Origin of the sequence: Oceanicoccus sagamiensis, assembly GCF_002117105.1 — a bacterium.
Taxonomy (GTDB): domain Bacteria; phylum Pseudomonadota; class Gammaproteobacteria; order Pseudomonadales; family Dasaniaceae; genus Oceanicoccus; species Oceanicoccus sagamiensis.
In genome coordinates this window covers 1871068-1887560 of sequence record NZ_CP019343.1, presented here as the reverse complement: position 1 = coordinate 1887560, position 16493 = coordinate 1871068, and the positions used below count along the sequence as shown (strand labels likewise).

Below are 16493 nucleotides of genomic sequence, written 5' to 3'. Positions count from 1 at the left end.
AAATCCATAAACCGTACCACTACCTTGCCACACCTTGAGTATGGACCACTATTGGAAAAATGCACAAAAATTGGTGTTAATGTGTCACATATAAGGTGATTTCACTCCATTTTCGGCCAAAAAACTAACAAACAGGGCTAGACTGGCCACCAAAACAAGTGTGATTTAAAGCTTGCAGCTTAGCAGGGCTGTTAGATGGAAAGCGGGGCTTAGTTATCAGTTTGGCGCTTTAATTTAGCCATAGAACCAGTAAGCGATAGCAATAGCGGAAACAATACCGGCCATATCCGCTGTTAAACCACAGGCCAACGCATGACGACCGTGGCGAATACCGACACTGCCAAAGTAGACCGCCAGTACATAGAAGGTGGTTTCGGTGGAGCCTTGAATGGTAGCTGATAATAACCCCTGAAAGGAATCGACTCCGTGGGTGTTCATAGTTTCAACCATCATTGCCCTTGCGCCGGAACCACTTAGAGGCTTCATCATAGCGGTTGGCAAGGCATCCACAAAGCGAGTATCCCAACCCGCCATCGCCACCATATCCCGCACACTATCCATCGCAATATCTAATGCGCCACTAGCCCGAAAGATCCCAATGGCCACCAACATCGCCAATAGAAAAGGAATAATATCGATAGCAACCTGAAACCCTTTTTTAGCGCCCTCAATAAAGGTGTCATACACATTCACTTTTTTATAATGGGCGACTAATAAGAACAGCATAATAATACTGAAAATCATTAGGTTGCTAACCAGACTAGAGCTTTCCTGTAGTTGTTCGGCACTTAATGTAGCAAAGTAAGCTATCACCGCAAATAACGACCCCATAATTAAAGCTAGATAACCCAGCACTACCGTATCCCACAATTTTATTTTTTGTACCCAGGCCGTCACTAATAAACCTGCCAGAGTCGAACAGCTAGTGGCTAATAAAATAGGAATAAAAACTGATGCCGGATCGGCTGCACCTAGTTGCGCACGATAAAGTAAAACCGTTATCGGAAATAATGTGACAGAAGATGTATTTAATACCAGAAAAAGAATTTGTGCATTACTGGCGGTATCAGGCTTTGGATTAAGCGACTGCAAATCTTGCATCGCTTTTAACCCTAAGGGAGTTGCTGCATTATCGAGACCCAATACATTGGCAGAAAGGTTTAAAGTCATAGAGCCAATCGCCGGGTGCCCTTTGGGTACTTCCGGCATTAAGCGGGTAAACAATGGGGATAACATTCTCGCCAGCTTAGCCATTAGGCCACTGGCTTCACCTAAAGCTGCAATACCCAGCCACAAACTCAAGACACCGACCAAACCAATTGAAAGCTCAACGGAGAGTGACGCCATATCAAACGTGGACTTTACAATGCGCTGAAAAACATCAGCGTCGCCCAAACCTAACCACTGATACAGCGCGGAAAGAAACCCTATAATAAAAAAACTTAGCCAAATTCTATGCAGCATTATTATTTTCTTTCACTGATAGTGCTGATTTTACCGGGATTTAAAAAGGTGCATTGCCCGGCGTTCTTGGGAACGGAATCACATCACGGATATTTTCCATACCAGTGACATAGCTAATTAAGCGCTCAAAACCCAGCCCAAAACCAGCATGGGGTACGGTGCCATAGCGACGAAGGTCTTTATACCACCATAGTTCATCACCGATACCCTGCTCGGCCATACGGGCATTTAATATATCCAAGCGCTCTTCCCGCTGACTGCCACCGATAATTTCCCCAATACCCGGTGCCAATACATCCATAGCGGCTACCGTTTTTTCATCGTCGTTCATCCGCATATAGAAGGCTTTAATATCTTTAGGGTAGTTCATCACCACTACGGGGGCGCCCACATGTTCTTCACATAAAAAGCGCTCATGCTCAGACTGTAAATCAATACCCCACTTCACCGGATATTCGAATGTCTTTTTGGTTTTTTCCAGAATACTTACCGCCTCGGTATAATCCATACGGACAAAGTTTTTATCGGCTACCGTTTGCAATCTTTCTAAACAGGTTTTATCGACAAACTGATTAAAGAAAGCTAAATCATCTTCGCATTTTTCCAGTACGGTATTGAATAAATAGCTTAAAAAGTCTTCTGCCAAGTCTGCATCGTCATTCAAATCGGCAAAGGCAATTTCCGGCTCTACCATCCAGAACTCCGCCAGGTGACGGCTGGTATTGGAGTTCTCCGCCCGAAAGGTTGGGCCAAAGGTATAGACCTTGGATAAAGCCATACAATAGGACTCAACATTAAGCTGACCGGAAACGGTAAGAAAGGACTCTTCACCAAAAAAATCCTGAGCAAAGTCGATAGCGTCATTCTCTGTGCGAGGTAGATGAGTTAAATCCAGCGTGCTAACTCTAAAAAGCTCACCAGCACCCTCGCAATCACTCGCAGTAATAAGCGGTGTATTAATCCACTGGAATTCACGCTCGAAAAAATAATTATGAATCGCATTGGCCAGCACGGTACGCACACGGGTAATCGCACCAAAGGTATTGGTTCTCGGGCGCAGATGGGCGACCGTTCTAAGATATTCAAAGCTATGGCGTTTTTTAGCGATGGGGTAGGATTCTGGATCATCGACCCAGCCGACCACGTCAACGGACTGCGCCTGAATTTCAAAGGCTTGACCCTTGCCCTGTGAAGCGACCAGCTCACCGGTGATTTTGACTGAACAACCAGCACCGGCTTGCAAAATTTCGTCTTGGTAATTATCCAGTTCTGCGGGGATCACCGCCTGAATAGCATCAAAGCTGCTGCCATCGTGGATGGCCATAAAGGAAAAACCGCCTTTGGAGTCCCTGCGACTTCGTACCCAACCTTGTACCCTAACGGTATTACCCGTTGCAATTGAGCCAGCAAGTAATTGTTTGATGGAAGTCGCGGCCATTAATAGAATCCTTGAAATGGTAATTAACTGGGATGGCAGACAGTTTACGCGGTTTTTTCAAACAGTAAATCCCAAACGCCATGACCTAAACGCTCACCGCGCTTTTCAAATTTTGTGATCGGACGATAGCCAGGCCGATCGGAGAAGCAATACTCATCCGCTTGATTGCTAAAACCTTCAGCGGCGGCCATCACTTCCATCATATGCTCCGCATAGTGTTCCCAATCGGTGGCCAGATGCAGTACACCACCAACGTTTAATTTGCTGCGTAGTGCCTGTACAAAGTGAGCCTGAATCAGGCGGCGCTTATGGTGCTTTTTCTTATGCCATGGGTCAGGAAAGTAGATTTGAATCCGGTCGAGGCTATTGTCGGCAATGCACTGTTTTAGGACTTCCACTGCATCATCACAATAAACCCGGATATTATCGACACCCTGCTCCTCCATACCGTGGAGTAACTTACCGACGCCCGGGACATGAACCTCGACACCAATAAAGTCTTGCTCCGGTGCCGCCTTGGCCATTTCAACCAGAGACGCGCCCATGCCAAAACCGATTTCCAAAACCACCGGCGCCTGACGGCCAAATACCTGAGCATAATCAATCATGCCATCGGCTAACAATAGACCTTTGCTGGGCCAATGGTTATCGTAAGCTTTTTGTTGGCCTGGGGTCATACGACCGGTACGCAGCACAAAGCTGCGGATACTGCGACGTTTTTTATCGTCGGATGGCGTGTTTTGATCTGACATCGTTACTTGCTTACCTATTTTACTCAATTCTATTCGCCAACATTTTTATAAACAGCTATGGCCAAGCTTAGCCAGCCAGCAATAAAGGCCACACCTCCGATAGGCGTGATAGCCCCCAACCATTTGATACCGGTTAATGCCATCACATAGAGGCTGCCGGAAAAAATAATCATACCGACAACAAACAGCCAACCACTCCAGCTTAACAGTGACTCCTGGGGGAATTGCAGCATTAAGATACCGACTAACAATAAAGCTAATGTGTGATAGAAATGGTATTGCACGCCGGTTTGGTAAACCGCCATTAAGTCTGTGGTGACTCGCCCCTTTAGTCCGTGAGCTCCAAAAGCGCCGATGGCAACGGCCAATAGGCCGCTAAGTGCTGCGATCATTAATAGTGTTTTGGCCATTACCTTTTACCGTAATTAAACGAGTTTACTTTGGGTGCGCGATGGTGGATTGTAATCCACCCTACAGTATTGTTCAGGCTTAACGTAGGGAGGATTGTAATCCACCGTTTACTCAGCCTATAAAAAAACCGCCTGACGGCGGTTTTTCTGGTTAGGGCTGAAATCCATTAGGCTTCCATGGTTGCCCTGACTTTTTTCATTGCATTTTTTTCCAGCTGACGAATACGCTCAGCGGAAACACCGTACTTATCAGCCATCTCATGCAGCGTTGGTTTTTCTTCACTTAACCAACGGGCCTGCAAAATATCACGGCTACGATCATCCAGCTGTTCCAACGCTACTTGCAAGTGCTGGTTGCTATTGCTTTCCCAATCAGCATCTTCCAACAGCACCGCAGGGTTGACCGTGTTATCTTCCAGATAATGCGCTGGGGCGACGACGCCATCATCTTCATCATCGGCACCGGCATCAAAACCCAGGTCAGAAGCGGTTAGGCGACTTTCCATGCGGCGGACTTCTTTCACATCAACGCCAAGGTCATCGGCAACGGCATTCGCTTCAGCATTATTTAACCAGGCCAACTTTTTCTTAGCGCCGCGCAGGTTAAAAAATAATTTACGTTGGGCTTTGGTGGTAGCCACTTTTACAATGCGCCAGTTGCGCAGAATAAACTCGTGCATTTCGGCTTTAACCCAATGCACCGCAAAAGAAACCAGGCGTACACCCTTCTCGGGATTAAAACGCTTAACGGCTTTCATCAGGCCAACATTGCCTTCCTGGATTAAATCCGCCAGTGGCAGGCCATAGCCTTTGTAAGATTTGGCGATATGCACCACAAAGCGCAGGTGAGACATAACCAGCTCACGGGCAGCTTCAAGGTTTTCGTGGTAATACAGCTCTTCACCCAACTCACGCTCACGCTCGGCGGTCAGGATCGGGAAGTTATTCACAGTCTGCATATACGCCGTGAGATTACTCCCGGGTACTAAGTTGACAGTCTGTAGTGCGGTACTCATAACGCTATCTCCAATTAATCGGCGGCAATTTTAGCACTCATTCCCTTAGAGTGCTAATAACTAAAAAGTTCACCGATAGACGCTTTTATTAGGGTCTGAACCACCCAATATGGTGTTTATTTGAGCGAGATCAAGGGGCGCTTAGCGAGGCTCTATGGAGCCCAAATGGCGACTAACCGCTAACCAGGCTCCCGCCAGGCCCAGCAGGCCGGAGGCCAGCCATAGCAGCAGGGTTTGGCCAAAGCCCAGACCCTGGAGGACAAATTGGCTCTGGTAGAGGCCCGATAGCTCCGCCACAGGGCCGCTTAACCAGAACAGGCTGACCGAGACCAGCAGCCAGGACACAATACCACCGCCCAGACCGTACCAAAGACCCGTATACAGGAAAGGCCGGCGAACAAAGGCATTGGTCGCACCAACCAATTTTACAATCACAATCTCATCCCGGCGGCTCTCTATGGCCAACCTGATGGTATTACCGATCACCAATAACACCCCCAACGCCAGTAATGCCGCCAGTGCCAGCGTCATACGCTTGCCCAGTTCCATCATACTGTAGAGGCGCTGAACCCACTCTAAATCGATAATGGCCTGCTCAATTTGAGGCAAGGCCTTTAATTCCTTATAAAGCGCTTCGGTAGCCTCGGCTGAAACCTCCTGCTCAACTGGCCTGACCACAATCACCGCAGGCAATGGGTTTTGGTCCAAATGCTCTAAAACATCCCCATAACCCGATAAAGCCTGGAATTCCTCCAGGGCCTGAGTGCGAGAAATGTAGTCAACTTCGGAGATATCATCCCTAAGTCGCAGCTTTCTCGCCAATTTTCGACTATCTTCTTCAGGCACGACTTTATTCACAAACAGGGATATCTGGGCCGCACCATCCCAACCTCGGCTAACCGACTCCACATTTTCCAGAGCGACAAATAAACCGGTAGGCAGAGCCAGAGCAATACCGATGACCAGCCAGGTCATCATACTGGGGACCAGAGTACCGATTAAACGTTGAAAGCTATCCCGGGCCACTTGTTGGTGGTGAGCCATATAGCTATTCATCTTATCGCCGGTACTGGTTCGGCTTTGGCTGGCGCCTTTGCTATCCCTACGGCCGCTGGTTTTGTCCGGACTATTCAAGCAACACCCCCGGGGGCAGTGACAATTTCACCCTGGCGCAGGGTCATCATCCGGTAGGGTAAGCGGGCAATCAGGCTAAGGTCGTGGCTGGCAATCAGGACCGTCACACCCACTTGGTTAAACTGTTCAAACAGATGCATAATTTCAGCGGACAATTCCGGGTCAAGGTTACCGGTTGGCTCATCCGCCAATAGAATTTTGGGCTTGTTGACGACCGCCCGGGCGATACCCACGCGCTGCTGTTCACCTCCAGACAAGGTCACTGGCATTTGTTTCTCTTTACTCAGCAAACCCACTTTATCGAGAGCAGCACGAACTCTGCGCCCCACTTCTCTGGGCTGGTAGCCGGCAATCACTAAGGGCAGCGCAATATTATCGAACACGGTGCGATCAAATAATAATTGATGGTTCTGGAATACAACACCGATATCACGGCGCAGTGCGGGAATTTTTCTTGCGGGCAGGCCGCGCAGGTTTTGCCCGTCGACTAATACCTGCCCCTGAGTTGGCCGCTCCATTACCATCATTAATTTGAGCAAGGTACTTTTACCGGCGCCACTATGGCCGGTTAAAAAAACCATTTCATTAGGCTCAATAGTAAAACTTACAGACTTGAGCGCCTCATGACCGCCGGGGTAACGCTTGCTGACTTGGTCGAACTGTATCATTCAGGCTTCGCAACCATTAATTAAGTTTTTTATTCTTCGTCGTCGAATAAAGCTTCAACAAACTCTTCAGCGATAAAGGGCCTAAGGTCATCGACCTGTTCACCCACGCCAATAAATCGTATCGGTAAACCCAGCTGTTTGCTGATGGCAAAAATAATCCCGCCTTTGGCAGTGCCATCAAGCTTGGTCAGAGTTAAACCGGTAACCCCCACAACCTCTTGGAAGCTTTTCGCCTGCGACAGGGCATTTTGTCCTGTACCGGCATCCAATACCAGCATCACTTCATGGGGAGCGGTATCATCCAGTTTACCCATTACTCGAACAACTTTCTTTAGCTCTTCCATTAGGTTGTCTTTATTGTGCAGGCGACCAGCGGTATCGGCAATCAATATATCAACATTGCGCGATTGCGCGGCCTGTACCGCATCAAAGATCACAGAAGCACTATCGGCACCGGTATGCTGGGCAACAACGGGAACATCATTGCGCTCACCCCACACTTGCAATTGTTCAACCGCCGCCGCACGAAAGGTATCACCAGCGGCTAACATAACGCTTTTGCCTTCGGCCTGGAAACGTTTGGTGAGTTTACCGATGGTGGTGGTTTTACCCACGCCGTTTACACCCACCATTAAAATCACATAGGGCTTTTTGCCGGTATCGATAGTCAGCGGTTTTACCGAAGGCTTTAGCAATGCCGCTAATTCTTTTTGCAGCGATTGGTAAAGCGCTTCGGCATCAAAGAGTTCTTTACGGGAAACCTGTTGCGCGAGATTGTCCATAATAGACTGTGTGGCTTCGATACCCACATCGGCGACCAGCAATTGCGTTTCAAGATCTTCCAGCAGCTCATCGTCAATTTCTTTTTTACCCAGAAACAAGGTACCCATGCCGCTGGAAAAACTGCTGCTGGTTCGCTTAAGGCCTTTTTTAAGACGAGAGAAAAATCCAGCAGAAACCTGCTCGGCTGGCGCTTCGGGTTCGGCAATAACCACAGAGGACTCATCGGTCTCTGCTACTGCGACCACCTCGCTCTCTGGCCCGGTATTGTCAACGACGGGGCTCTCTTCACTCTCGCTATCAGCTTCAGACTTGGATTTAAAACGATCAAAAAACTTCATGGATTTTATAATTACTCATTACTCTTTTCACAAGGGTGCTATCCTACCATCCTTGCGGCTTGAAACGGAGCCTCAATTACTGAATCAATAAGGCCTCAAAACCACAAGAAAGCAATGAGTAAAGCAAAGACCAGGCGATCAGCTAACGCCCCCTCGAATCAACTGCGGATAATCGGTGGCCAGTGGCGTGGCCGCAAACTCAGCTTTCCCTCAGTTGATGGCCTACGCCCGACCACTGACCGGGTCCGTGAAACGGTTTTTAATTGGCTGAGCGCAGATATCCATGGCGCCCAATGCCTCGATCTTTTTGCTGGCAGCGGTGCACTGGGGCTGGAAGCCCTGTCACGGGGTGCCAGTCTGGTGGACCTGGTGGATAACGCCCAATCGGCGACCCGTCAGTTGCGGGATAATCTACAGCTGCTCGACGCCAACCATGGGCATGTATCACAGGCTAATGCCGCTGACTGGTTACAACAGAACGCTGGCAACCGCTATGACGTTATTTTCCTCGACCCACCATTCCGACAAGACCTCGCCCAGCGCTGTATTCAACTGATTGATCAACAAGCCATGCTTAAGCCTGATGGCTGGCTGTATCTGGAAATGGGCAAGGACGAAGCCCTGCCTGAGCTACCGCCCCAATGGCTGCTGCATAGAGAGAAAACCGCCGGCCAGGTCTGCTACCGCTTATATAAATTGCCAAGACAGGTATAATCGCCCGACATTAGGCGATTATTGCCAATCCGAAATGAATGAGAGTTAGCCATGACTACCGTGATTTATCCCGGCACCTTTAACCCAATTACCAACGGCCATATTGATTTGGTGGAAAGAGCCGCCAAGCTATTCGATAAGGTGGTACTGGGGATTGCCTATAGCCAGAAGAAGCAGCCGATGTTTGATCTGGAGCAGCGGATTGGGCTATGCCAACAGGCACTGGCCCATTTGGATAATATCGAAGTCTGTGGTTTTAGTGAGCTGCTGGTCAATTTCGCCGCCAACAAAGGCAGTACCACGGTGCTGCGGGGTGTCCGCTCAATGAAGGACTTTGAGTATGAAATGCAGATGGCGGATATGAACCGCGCCATGCAAACTAATTTTGAGACTATTTTCCTGCCCCCTTCACCGGGGCTGGCCTGTATCTCTTCTTCGCTGGTCCGCGAGATAGCCGCTATGGGCGGCGATGTTAGCCAATTTGTTCCCGCGGTGGTCAACACGGCACTGAATGACCGCTTCAGCGCCTAAGCCCCTGCTATGGCCCTGTTAATTACCGATGAATGTATTAATTGCGATGTCTGCGAGCCGGTCTGCCCCAATGAGGCCATCTATCAGGGCGATGAGATCTATGAGATTGAGCCATCGCGATGTACCGAGTGTGTCGGCCACTTTGATGAACCCCAGTGCCAAACCGTCTGCCCGGTGGACTGTATCCCGCTAGATCCGGACCACCTTGAAACCCAGGACGAATTGCATACCAAATATAAAAACCTGATTGCCGCCAGCTAGCTTTGAACAGGCAATAAAAAACGGCCTATTGGTTTCCCAATAGGCCGTTTTTTTGTATCGGGTCTTAGTCTTCGTATTTGGCGACGTCTTTCTTATAGCCTGAGCGAGTACAGCCTAAACAGCGAACAAAGGTCGATTTGGCAGGGCCTACCACCAGAGTTTCGCCAGCTTCAGCCGCGTTGCCACCAGCCAGTGAAAAAGGCAAGCTCACCACATAGAACACGGTGCCAACAACGGTGGCTACTAGTAGCAGCGGCCTGGCTATCACCAAATCACCCGCCATAGCCAGTGCGGTAGGGTCTTCGTCTACGGCCTGTGTATAGCCCATCTGGGGCAGCATCAATAACATGGCCATGCTCAGCACCAAGCCAGCGCGGCTTAGTTTATCCGCTAATGTTTGCATTATTTTCCGCATGTTAATTCTCTCCGTAAAACGCTTTCAAGCCTTGCTTGTTCACTAAGTTGATATAACAAAAATCTATTGGGGGATAACCAGTTACGTCCCATATTTGAAGTAATCATAGACTTAAATCCGGGATTCGTCGTCTAGAGAATCGAAAAAACTGCCCAATCTGTGAATTTGCACACGATGAGGCCACTAACGCTGGCAACGACGACAGTAAACCGTGCTGCGCTGACCAAGGCGGATTTCGGTTAACTCCCCCTTGCAGTTCAGGCAGAGCTCATCGCCCCGGCCATAGACCTTTAACTGCTGTTTAAAGTAGCCCGGCTTGCCATCACCTCCCACAAAATCCCTCAGGGTGGTACCCCCTGCTCTATCGCTCTGGCTAATACCTGCTTAATTTCATCAGCCAACAGCAGATAGCGCTGGCGGGATATTCTGCCCGCGGCACGGTCAGGCCTGATACCTGCGGCAAACAGGGCCTCATTGGCATAGATATTCCCTACCCCGACAACATTTTTATTGTCCATAATAAAGGTCTTAACCGCAGACTTGCGCCCGCGAGAGAGCTGGAATAGGCGCTCGCCATCAAAGTCCTCTGATAAGGGCTCAGGGCCTAAAGAGGCCAGTAATTTGTGGGTATCTTCTTTGGCACCCTGCCACAGCAAGCAACCAAAGCGACGCGGGTCGGTAAAACGCAGGGCCTGGCCGCTATCGAGAACCATATCGACATGATCGTGGGCCATAGGAGGCTCATCGGCCTCGATAATACGCAGGCTGCCTGACATCCCCAGATGGAGGATGGCTGTGCCATTGGACAGCCTCAGTAAGATATATTTTGCCCGGCGCTCAACCGACTGAATCACCTTGCCCTTCATCAGTCGGGGCAGATTATCGGGTACGGGCCAGCGCAGGCTGGGCTGACGCACAACCAGCTTGTTGATAGTATGGCCGTCAATATGGGGCGCTATACCGCGGCGGGTGGTTTCTACTTCTGGTAATTCGGGCATAGGTCTTTCCGTCACTCCTGCGAAGGGGGAATCCAGTGTCACGGGGTTCCCGCCTTAGCGTATCCCTATCCGGGACAAATACTTTAGCCCGTAGGGTGGATTATAATCCACCGCTTATGGCGGCGACTGACTGAGCTTGGTGGATTATAATCCACCCTACAATGTCCAGGCTCTCAGTAGCTTCAAACGCCGACGCTACAATACGCTGGGCCTTAATTAAGGTATTTGCCTCAGATAGCAAGTATCGATCACTATCTATTAGGCACAAAAAAGCCCGAGCGAAGTCGGGCTTTTTAGAATCAGCGATCAATTACTTGATTTTAGATTCTTTATATTCAACGTGCTTACGAACAACAGGGTCGTATTTCTTAAATACCATCTTGTCAGGCGTGTTGCGTTTGTTCTTATCTGTGGTGTAGAAGTGACCTGTACCAGCAGTAGAAACCAATTTGATCTTATCGCGTGCGCTTTTAGCCATGATCTACTCCTTATACCTTCTCGCCACGGGCGCGACAATCAGCTAGTACTGTATCGATACCCTTTTTATCAATGATACGCATACCTTTTGCAGATACACGCAGTGAAACAAAGCGGTTCTCGCTCTCTACCCAAAAACGATGACGGTGCAAGTTGGGCAAAAAACGACGACGCGTACGATTTTTTGCGTGGGAAACGTTGTTTCCTGTTACTGGGCGCTTGCCGGTAACCTGACATACTCTGGACATGATTCGTCACTTCCAATAATAAAATAAATAAACGGTTTCTCGGGACTTAAAAACCATCATTGCCATCATCCAACAAGGTAAAAGCCGGATGGAGATGCTAACTTAAAAGCTCACAGTAAAGCTCACCTGAGAACACCTGCCCGAACGGAGCGCGACTTTATACCAGAACACCTAATCGATCGCAACTTAAACTTGGAAAAAGCCCAAAAAGTTGGCTCAAATAAGCCCTCTTTCCGCAAAAGAGACTAATTCACCATCGCCGACCACAAAATGGTCCAGCACTCGGATATCCACCAAGTTTAAAGCATCAACCAGAGTACGGGTAATTCTGATATCGGCCTGGCTGGGCTCAGCGAAGCCACTCGGGTGGTTGTGCGCGAGGATTACCGCCGCGGCATGATGATCTAAACAGCGCCTAAGCACCTCTCTGGGATAAACACTGGCCCCGTCGATCGTGCCATAGAATAGCGTTTCAAAGGCGATAACCCGATGCTGACTATCCATAAACAGGCAGCAGAACTGCTCCTGGGGCTTACCGCTAAGGCGGTTCGACAGGTATTGACGAGTGAGGCTCGGGCTAGTTAAACCATCCCCCCGGCTCATTTGCTCGTACATATGTCGACGGGACATTTCCAGCACCGCCTGCAACTGGGTATATTTGGCTTCGCCCAGACCTCGGCCCTGACAGAACCGGTCATAATCAGCAGCCAGCAGCCCCCTGAGGCTGCCATATTGATTAATTAACAGCCGTGCTAAATCTACCGCGGTGAGCCCCGGTGCTCCCGTGCGCAGGAATATAGCCAGTAACTCAGGGTCGGATAAAGCCGCGGGGCCTTGCTTAATCAGTTTTTCACGGGGTCGTTCAGTGGGGTGCCAATCGGTAATTGCCATAATGTCATCCTTGATTACAGAGGTTAATAACGCTCTCACTATCCTGAAGAGTGCACATATCTTACAATCTCCGTCCTGATTTGCCGAGAGTCCACAGACAAAAATATGCAACAGCTTAACAACAAACAGATTTTGCTAGGTGTTACCGGGGGCATTGCTGCCTATAAAGCCGCTGAATTGATCCGCCGCCTACAGGATTTTGGTGCTGAAGTCCGGGTCGTAATGACGAAGGCTGCCCAGGAATTTATTACCCCACTGACCTTACAGGCCCTGTCTGGCAACCCGGTACACTGTGATTTATTGGATACTGAGGCCGAAGCCGCTATGGGCCATATCGAATTGGCTCGCTGGGCCGATTTGGTATTAGTCGCCCCCGCCAGCGCTGACTTTATGGCCAGACTGGCAACCGGTCAGGCCGATGACCTACTCACCACCGTCTGTTTGGCCACCGATGCCGGTATTGCCATTGCCCCAGCCATGAATCAGGCCATGTGGCGCGACGCTGCCACTCAGGCCAATCTGGCAACACTGATTAACAAGCCTGTCGCTATTTTTGGCCCCGGTGATGGCTCTCAGGCCTGTGGTGATATAGGTCCCGGGCGCATGCTGGAGGCCGACACTTTAGCCGAGATGACCGCCGAGCAGTTTCAGTCTAATGCGCTGGATGGCGTTAATGTGGTAATTACCGCAGGCCCCACCCGTGAAGCGATCGACCCAGTGCGCTATATCAGTAACCATAGCTCCGGCAAGATGGGCTTTGCCCTGGCTCAAGCCGCCGTTGAGGCAGGCGCCTCGGTCACCTTAATTGCTGGCCCCGTCGCTCTGGTAAGCCCGGAGAGAGTAAAACGTATTGATGTAGACAGTGCCGAACAAATGCACCAAGCTGCAATGGATAGTCTGGCCAATTGCGATATGTTTATCGGCGCAGCCGCTGTTGCCGATTATCGCCCCGCCCAGATTGTTGAGCAGAAAATTAAAAAGTCGGCGGACTCGATGTCGATTGAGCTGGTGCGCAACCCGGATATAATCGCCGCAGTCGCCAGCCACCCGCAGCGCCCCTTTACCATTGGCTTTGCCGCTGAAACCCAAGATGTGATTAGCTATGCCAAAGGCAAACTGGCTAAAAAGAAGCTGGACCTGATTATTGCCAATGATGTCTCTGATAGCGAGATTGGTTTTAATAGCGATAACAACGCCGTTACGGTGATCTGGAATGGAGGCGAAAAAGCCATGGCTCTGGCTTCAAAGCAGCAATTAAGTCGTTGTTTATTATCAGAAATCGCAGAAAAGTATAAAAATAGCCGAGCAACTTAACAAAACAACGCCATCGCTGGGGATTTTAGGCGGATTTTCCAGCAAATCGGCCAGAAAATACTAAACTAAGCTAATCGTTCAAGGGCTTGCTTATTCTCCCCATCTGTAACCCCACAGAACCTAACTTTATCGAGCATCCGCGTAAGTAATGGCTAAGAAGAAAAAAAGCAGTAACCAATCGGCAAGTGACGCTAGCAGCAAGCCACAGAATAAATTACTCAGCACGCTTATTAGCAGCGCGGTCCTCAGCGTTATAATGATCGCCGGGGGTTTAGCTATATCGCCCTGGTTGAACGCCCCATGATAAGCAATACCAGCATTGTGGCCCAAGCCCAAAGCCTGGCCGATAGTCAGGTCTCCCTGCTGGACCAGGCCCTGACTCAGCTTAGGCTACGGTTATCCAATATTGCCCTGTCGGAAAACCTGCTGGACGCACTGGAGCAACAGGATAAAAACAGCATCACTCGCTACCGTGAAGAACTGAGCAGAGCCTTTCCCGAGGCAGTCAGCGTCAAACTGATTGAGCTGGGACCACTGGGTATTGCCTCGCTCAATAAAGAGAGCCGTAAGCTGCGCAACAATATCGAACTGGATTTATTACGCCATGTCAGCAACGGCAATAACGTCGAACCTGAGGCCTACAAATTTGAAGGCAAATGGTTATTTTCTTTGGCTGAACCGGTTAAAGATACCGATAAGAAATATGCCAGCGCCGCTATTCTAATCACCCTGGATGAGCAGTACTTACGGACACTGTTTGGCCAACTGGATAATAGTCTGGGGCAGACCCAGTTAATTCAGCAATTTAAAAACAAGCGCCACCTGATTACCTCTACCGGGATCTCCGGCAATAATGATTTTCTGGTCACCGCAGAAGCTTCCGTTTCCCAATGGCAGCTTAACTTTACACCGTCCGCGGAGCTGGTTGCCAAAAGTGGCCACAGTGCCAATAGCCTCTGGCTGATTATGGGAGTGGCCTTACTCGCCACGCTGGTGGCCGCCGCCAATGCCGTCATCACCTTGCAGAAAGCGCTGGCAGAGAATTTAGAGCGATTGCTTAAAGCCAAAACTAAAACGCTGCCTGACTTTAATCTACCCGGGTTTAATCAAGCGGCAGAGCAACTCAAAGAAAAGCTCAGCCAGAGCCCAGAGCCCCCGCCGCCGCCCAGCCCAGAGCCCGCAAAGGCAGCGCCGCCGGAAGAAGAGTCCCTATTAGTGCTGGATGAAATCGAGGAGGACGAGGACGGTTTATCCCTTCCCGACCACCTGCCAGAGGCTATCTTTCGCGCCTATGATATTCGCGGTCTGGCCGATTCCGAGCTGACCGACGAAGTAGTTTATGCCATAGGCTTGGCGGTAGGTAGTGAAGCTCTGGATCAGGGCCAGCAAAGCGTGATTGTTGCCGCCGACGGCCGCCACAGCTCACCCAGAATTCGCGATGCTTTAGTGAAGGGCCTAACCGCCAGTGGCCGGGATGTTATCGATATCGGCACCCAGCCCACCCCGCTGATGTATTTTGCAACCCACCAACTGGGCACCCAGAGCGGGGTTATGATTACCGGCAGCCACAACCCTTCAGAATATAACGGCATCAAGATTGTTATTGGCGGCAAGGCCCTCTCTGGAGCTGCCATTAGCTCACTGAAAGAGCGCATTAACACTAACACCCTGGCCGGCGGCAGGGGCCAGTATCAGGCGCAGGATATTGAGCAAAGTTATATTGATTACATTATCAATGATGTCGCTATTGCCCAGCCCCTAAAAATCGTCCTGGATGCCGGTAACGGTGTGGCAGGTGCCATTGCACCGCAGCTGTTTGAAGAACTGGGCTGCGAGGTAATCCCTCTCTATTGCGAAGTCGATGGCGACTTCCCGAACCACCACCCGGACCCCACCGTTGAAGCCAACCTCGTGGATTTAAAAAAACACGTACACGAGCAACAAGCTGACCTGGGCATTGCCTTTGATGGCGATGGTGACCGCCTGGGCGTGGTGACCGCCTCAGGCAAGTCAGTACCAGCCGACCGCCTGTTGATGTTATTGGCCCAGGATGTGGTATCTCGTAACCCCGGTGCCGACGTCCTGTTTGATGTTAAATGCACACGCAACCTCAACACCCTAATTAGCAACTACGGTGGCCGCCCCATTATGTGGAAAACCGGCCACTCCTTTATGAAAGAAAAGATGGCTGAAACCGGCGCCCTATTGGGTGGCGAATTTAGCGGCCATATCTTCTTTAAAGAGCGCTGGTTCGGTTTTGATGACGGGATGTACGCCGCGGCCAGACTGATAGAAATTCTTAGCACCACCGACCCGGACCTGGACCTGCAACTGGAAGCCTTTCCGGAAAGCATCGGCTCTCCGGAGCTAAAAGTTGAAACCACCGAGTCGCAAAAGTTTGTGATTATTGAGCAGTTGGTCAGCACGGCTCAGTTTGAAGACGGCAAGATTTCCACACTGGATGGTTTGCGCGTAGACTTCCCCGATGGCTGGGGCCTGGTCAGGGCCTCAAACACCACGCCGATGTTGATTCTTCGCTTTGAAGCCGATACCGACGAGGCAATGGCCAGAATACAATCCCAATTTAAAGATCAACTGGCTGGCATTGATAATAGCCTTCAGTTTGGTTTCTAATACCACT

Annotated in this window: 17 protein-coding genes and 1 pseudogene; 5 read left to right on the top strand and 13 right to left on the bottom strand. The window is 50.0% G+C overall.

The genetic code is table 11. The features are described from left to right. Positions 1 to 234: 234 nt before the first annotated feature. From BST96_RS08675 to ftsY, 8 genes are all read right to left on the bottom strand, one after another. Positions 235 to 1464, bottom strand: coding sequence for a nucleoside recognition domain-containing protein (locus BST96_RS08675; RefSeq protein ID WP_085758322.1), 1230 nt, complete (start codon positions 1462 to 1464; stop codon positions 235 to 237). Positions 1465 to 1504: 40 nt separating this feature from the next. Beyond that, complete coding sequence (gene asnS / locus BST96_RS08670; protein ID WP_085758321.1) at positions 1505 to 2902, bottom strand: asparagine--tRNA ligase; 1398 nt, start codon at positions 2900 to 2902, stop codon at positions 1505 to 1507. Positions 2903 to 2946: 44 nt separating this feature from the next. After that, positions 2947 to 3654, bottom strand: coding sequence for a tRNA (guanosine(46)-N7)-methyltransferase TrmB (gene trmB, locus BST96_RS08665; protein ID WP_085758320.1), 708 nt, complete (start codon positions 3652 to 3654; stop codon positions 2947 to 2949). Positions 3655 to 3683: 29 nt separating this feature from the next. Beyond that, positions 3684 to 4064: a DUF423 domain-containing protein gene (locus BST96_RS08660; RefSeq protein ID WP_085758319.1), complete on the bottom strand. Its 381-nt coding sequence runs from the start codon at positions 4062 to 4064 to the stop codon at positions 3684 to 3686. A 167-nt stretch (positions 4065 to 4231) separates the two neighbouring features. Further along, on the bottom strand, positions 4232 to 5080 hold the full coding sequence (gene rpoH, locus BST96_RS08655) for an RNA polymerase sigma factor RpoH (protein ID WP_085758318.1): 849 nt from the start codon (positions 5078 to 5080) through the stop codon (positions 4232 to 4234). 141 nt (positions 5081 to 5221) lie between these two features. Further along, positions 5222 to 6214 (bottom strand): permease-like cell division protein FtsX, encoded by a 993-nt coding sequence (gene ftsX, locus BST96_RS08650; RefSeq protein WP_085758317.1) that lies wholly within the window; start codon positions 6212 to 6214, stop codon positions 5222 to 5224. After that, complete coding sequence (ftsE, locus tag BST96_RS08645; RefSeq protein WP_085758316.1) at positions 6211 to 6882, bottom strand: cell division ATP-binding protein FtsE; 672 nt, start codon at positions 6880 to 6882, stop codon at positions 6211 to 6213. The genes ftsX and ftsE overlap by 4 nt, the downstream gene beginning before the upstream one ends. A 29-nt stretch (positions 6883 to 6911) precedes the next feature. Then, positions 6912 to 8003, bottom strand: a complete 1092-nt coding sequence (gene ftsY, locus BST96_RS08640; protein WP_085758315.1) for a signal recognition particle-docking protein FtsY — start codon at positions 8001 to 8003, stop codon at positions 6912 to 6914. A gap of 114 nt (positions 8004 to 8117) precedes the next feature. On the opposite strand from ftsY, the gene rsmD reads away from it, so the two are divergent. The 3 genes from rsmD to BST96_RS08625 are packed head-to-tail and all read left to right on the top strand — an operon-like array spanning position 8118 to position 9509. Beyond that, positions 8118 to 8717, top strand: a complete 600-nt coding sequence (gene rsmD / locus BST96_RS08635; RefSeq protein WP_085758314.1) for a 16S rRNA (guanine(966)-N(2))-methyltransferase RsmD — start codon at positions 8118 to 8120, stop codon at positions 8715 to 8717. Positions 8718 to 8768: 51 nt separating this feature from the next. Beyond that, positions 8769 to 9248 (top strand): pantetheine-phosphate adenylyltransferase, encoded by a 480-nt coding sequence (coaD, locus tag BST96_RS08630; protein ID WP_085758313.1) that lies wholly within the window; start codon positions 8769 to 8771, stop codon positions 9246 to 9248. Between the two features lie 9 nt (positions 9249 to 9257). Continuing rightward, entirely contained in the window at positions 9258 to 9509 is a 252-nt protein-coding gene (locus BST96_RS08625) for a YfhL family 4Fe-4S dicluster ferredoxin (RefSeq protein ID WP_085758312.1), read from the top strand. 64 nt (positions 9510 to 9573) lie between these two features. Here the strand turns inward: BST96_RS08625 and BST96_RS08620 are convergent, their stop codons facing one another. The 5 genes and pseudogenes from BST96_RS08620 to radC all read right to left on the bottom strand — a co-directional run bounded on the left by BST96_RS08620 (position 9574) and on the right by radC (position 12538). Continuing rightward, positions 9574 to 9924 carry a hypothetical protein gene (locus BST96_RS08620; RefSeq protein ID WP_157117908.1) on the bottom strand — a complete coding sequence of 117 codons (351 nt, stop codon included), beginning with the start codon at positions 9922 to 9924 and terminating at the stop codon, positions 9574 to 9576. A gap of 183 nt (positions 9925 to 10107) precedes the next feature. Further along, a pseudogene (gene mutM / locus BST96_RS08615) lies at positions 10108 to 10922 on the bottom strand (bifunctional DNA-formamidopyrimidine glycosylase/DNA-(apurinic or apyrimidinic site) lyase). A 310-nt stretch (positions 10923 to 11232) separates the two neighbouring features. Further along, entirely contained in the window at positions 11233 to 11400 is a 168-nt protein-coding gene (gene rpmG / locus BST96_RS08605; RefSeq protein ID WP_085758309.1) for a 50S ribosomal protein L33, read from the bottom strand. Between the two features lie 10 nt (positions 11401 to 11410). Then, positions 11411 to 11647 carry a 50S ribosomal protein L28 gene (gene rpmB, locus BST96_RS08600; RefSeq protein WP_085758308.1) on the bottom strand — a complete coding sequence of 79 codons (237 nt, stop codon included), beginning with the start codon at positions 11645 to 11647 and terminating at the stop codon, positions 11411 to 11413. A 216-nt stretch (positions 11648 to 11863) separates the two neighbouring features. After that, a complete protein-coding gene (gene radC / locus BST96_RS08595; protein WP_085758307.1) occupies positions 11864 to 12538 on the bottom strand; it encodes a RadC family protein in 675 nt (224 codons plus the stop codon). 105 nt (positions 12539 to 12643) lie between these two features. Here radC and coaBC point away from each other — a divergent pair, with 105 nt between their 5' ends. Both coaBC and BST96_RS21285 read left to right on the top strand, forming a co-directional pair. Next, entirely contained in the window at positions 12644 to 13852 is a 1209-nt protein-coding gene (gene coaBC, locus BST96_RS08590) for a bifunctional phosphopantothenoylcysteine decarboxylase/phosphopantothenate--cysteine ligase CoaBC (protein ID WP_085758306.1), read from the top strand. Between the two features lie 300 nt (positions 13853 to 14152). Continuing rightward, positions 14153 to 16486, top strand: a complete 2334-nt coding sequence (locus BST96_RS21285) for a phosphomannomutase/phosphoglucomutase (protein WP_276206932.1) — start codon at positions 14153 to 14155, stop codon at positions 16484 to 16486. Positions 16487 to 16493 lie beyond the last annotated feature (7 nt).

Bases quoted from the DNA above. Each gene is read 5' to 3' on its own strand.
- BST96_RS08675 (WP_085758322.1), bottom strand. From the start codon at position 1,464: ATGCTGCATAGAATTTGGCTAAGTTTTTTTATTATAGGGTTTCTTTCC.
- asnS (WP_085758321.1), bottom strand. From the start codon at position 2,902: ATGGCCGCGACTTCCATCAAACAATTACTTGCTGGCTCAATTGCAACG.
- trmB (WP_085758320.1), bottom strand. From the start codon at position 3,654: ATGTCAGATCAAAACACGCCATCCGACGATAAAAAACGTCGCAGTATC.
- BST96_RS08660 (WP_085758319.1), bottom strand. From the start codon at position 4,064: ATGGCCAAAACACTATTAATGATCGCAGCACTTAGCGGCCTATTGGCC.
- rpoH (WP_085758318.1), bottom strand. From the start codon at position 5,080: ATGAGTACCGCACTACAGACTGTCAACTTAGTACCCGGGAGTAATCTC.
- ftsE (WP_085758316.1), bottom strand. From the start codon at position 6,882: ATGATACAGTTCGACCAAGTCAGCAAGCGTTACCCCGGCGGTCATGAG.
- ftsY (WP_085758315.1), bottom strand. From the start codon at position 8,003: ATGAAGTTTTTTGATCGTTTTAAATCCAAGTCTGAAGCTGATAGCGAG.
- rsmD (WP_085758314.1), top strand. From the start codon at position 8,118: ATGAGTAAAGCAAAGACCAGGCGATCAGCTAACGCCCCCTCGAATCAA.
- coaD (WP_085758313.1), top strand. From the start codon at position 8,769: ATGACTACCGTGATTTATCCCGGCACCTTTAACCCAATTACCAACGGC.
- BST96_RS08625 (WP_085758312.1), top strand. From the start codon at position 9,258: ATGGCCCTGTTAATTACCGATGAATGTATTAATTGCGATGTCTGCGAG.
- BST96_RS08620 (WP_157117908.1), bottom strand. From the start codon at position 9,924: ATGCGGAAAATAATGCAAACATTAGCGGATAAACTAAGCCGCGCTGGC.
- rpmG (WP_085758309.1), bottom strand. From the start codon at position 11,400: ATGGCTAAAAGCGCACGCGATAAGATCAAATTGGTTTCTACTGCTGGT.
- rpmB (WP_085758308.1), bottom strand. From the start codon at position 11,647: ATGTCCAGAGTATGTCAGGTTACCGGCAAGCGCCCAGTAACAGGAAAC.
- radC (WP_085758307.1), bottom strand. From the start codon at position 12,538: ATGGCAATTACCGATTGGCACCCCACTGAACGACCCCGTGAAAAACTG.
- coaBC (WP_085758306.1), top strand. From the start codon at position 12,644: ATGCAACAGCTTAACAACAAACAGATTTTGCTAGGTGTTACCGGGGGC.
- BST96_RS21285 (WP_276206932.1), top strand. From the start codon at position 14,153: ATGATAAGCAATACCAGCATTGTGGCCCAAGCCCAAAGCCTGGCCGAT.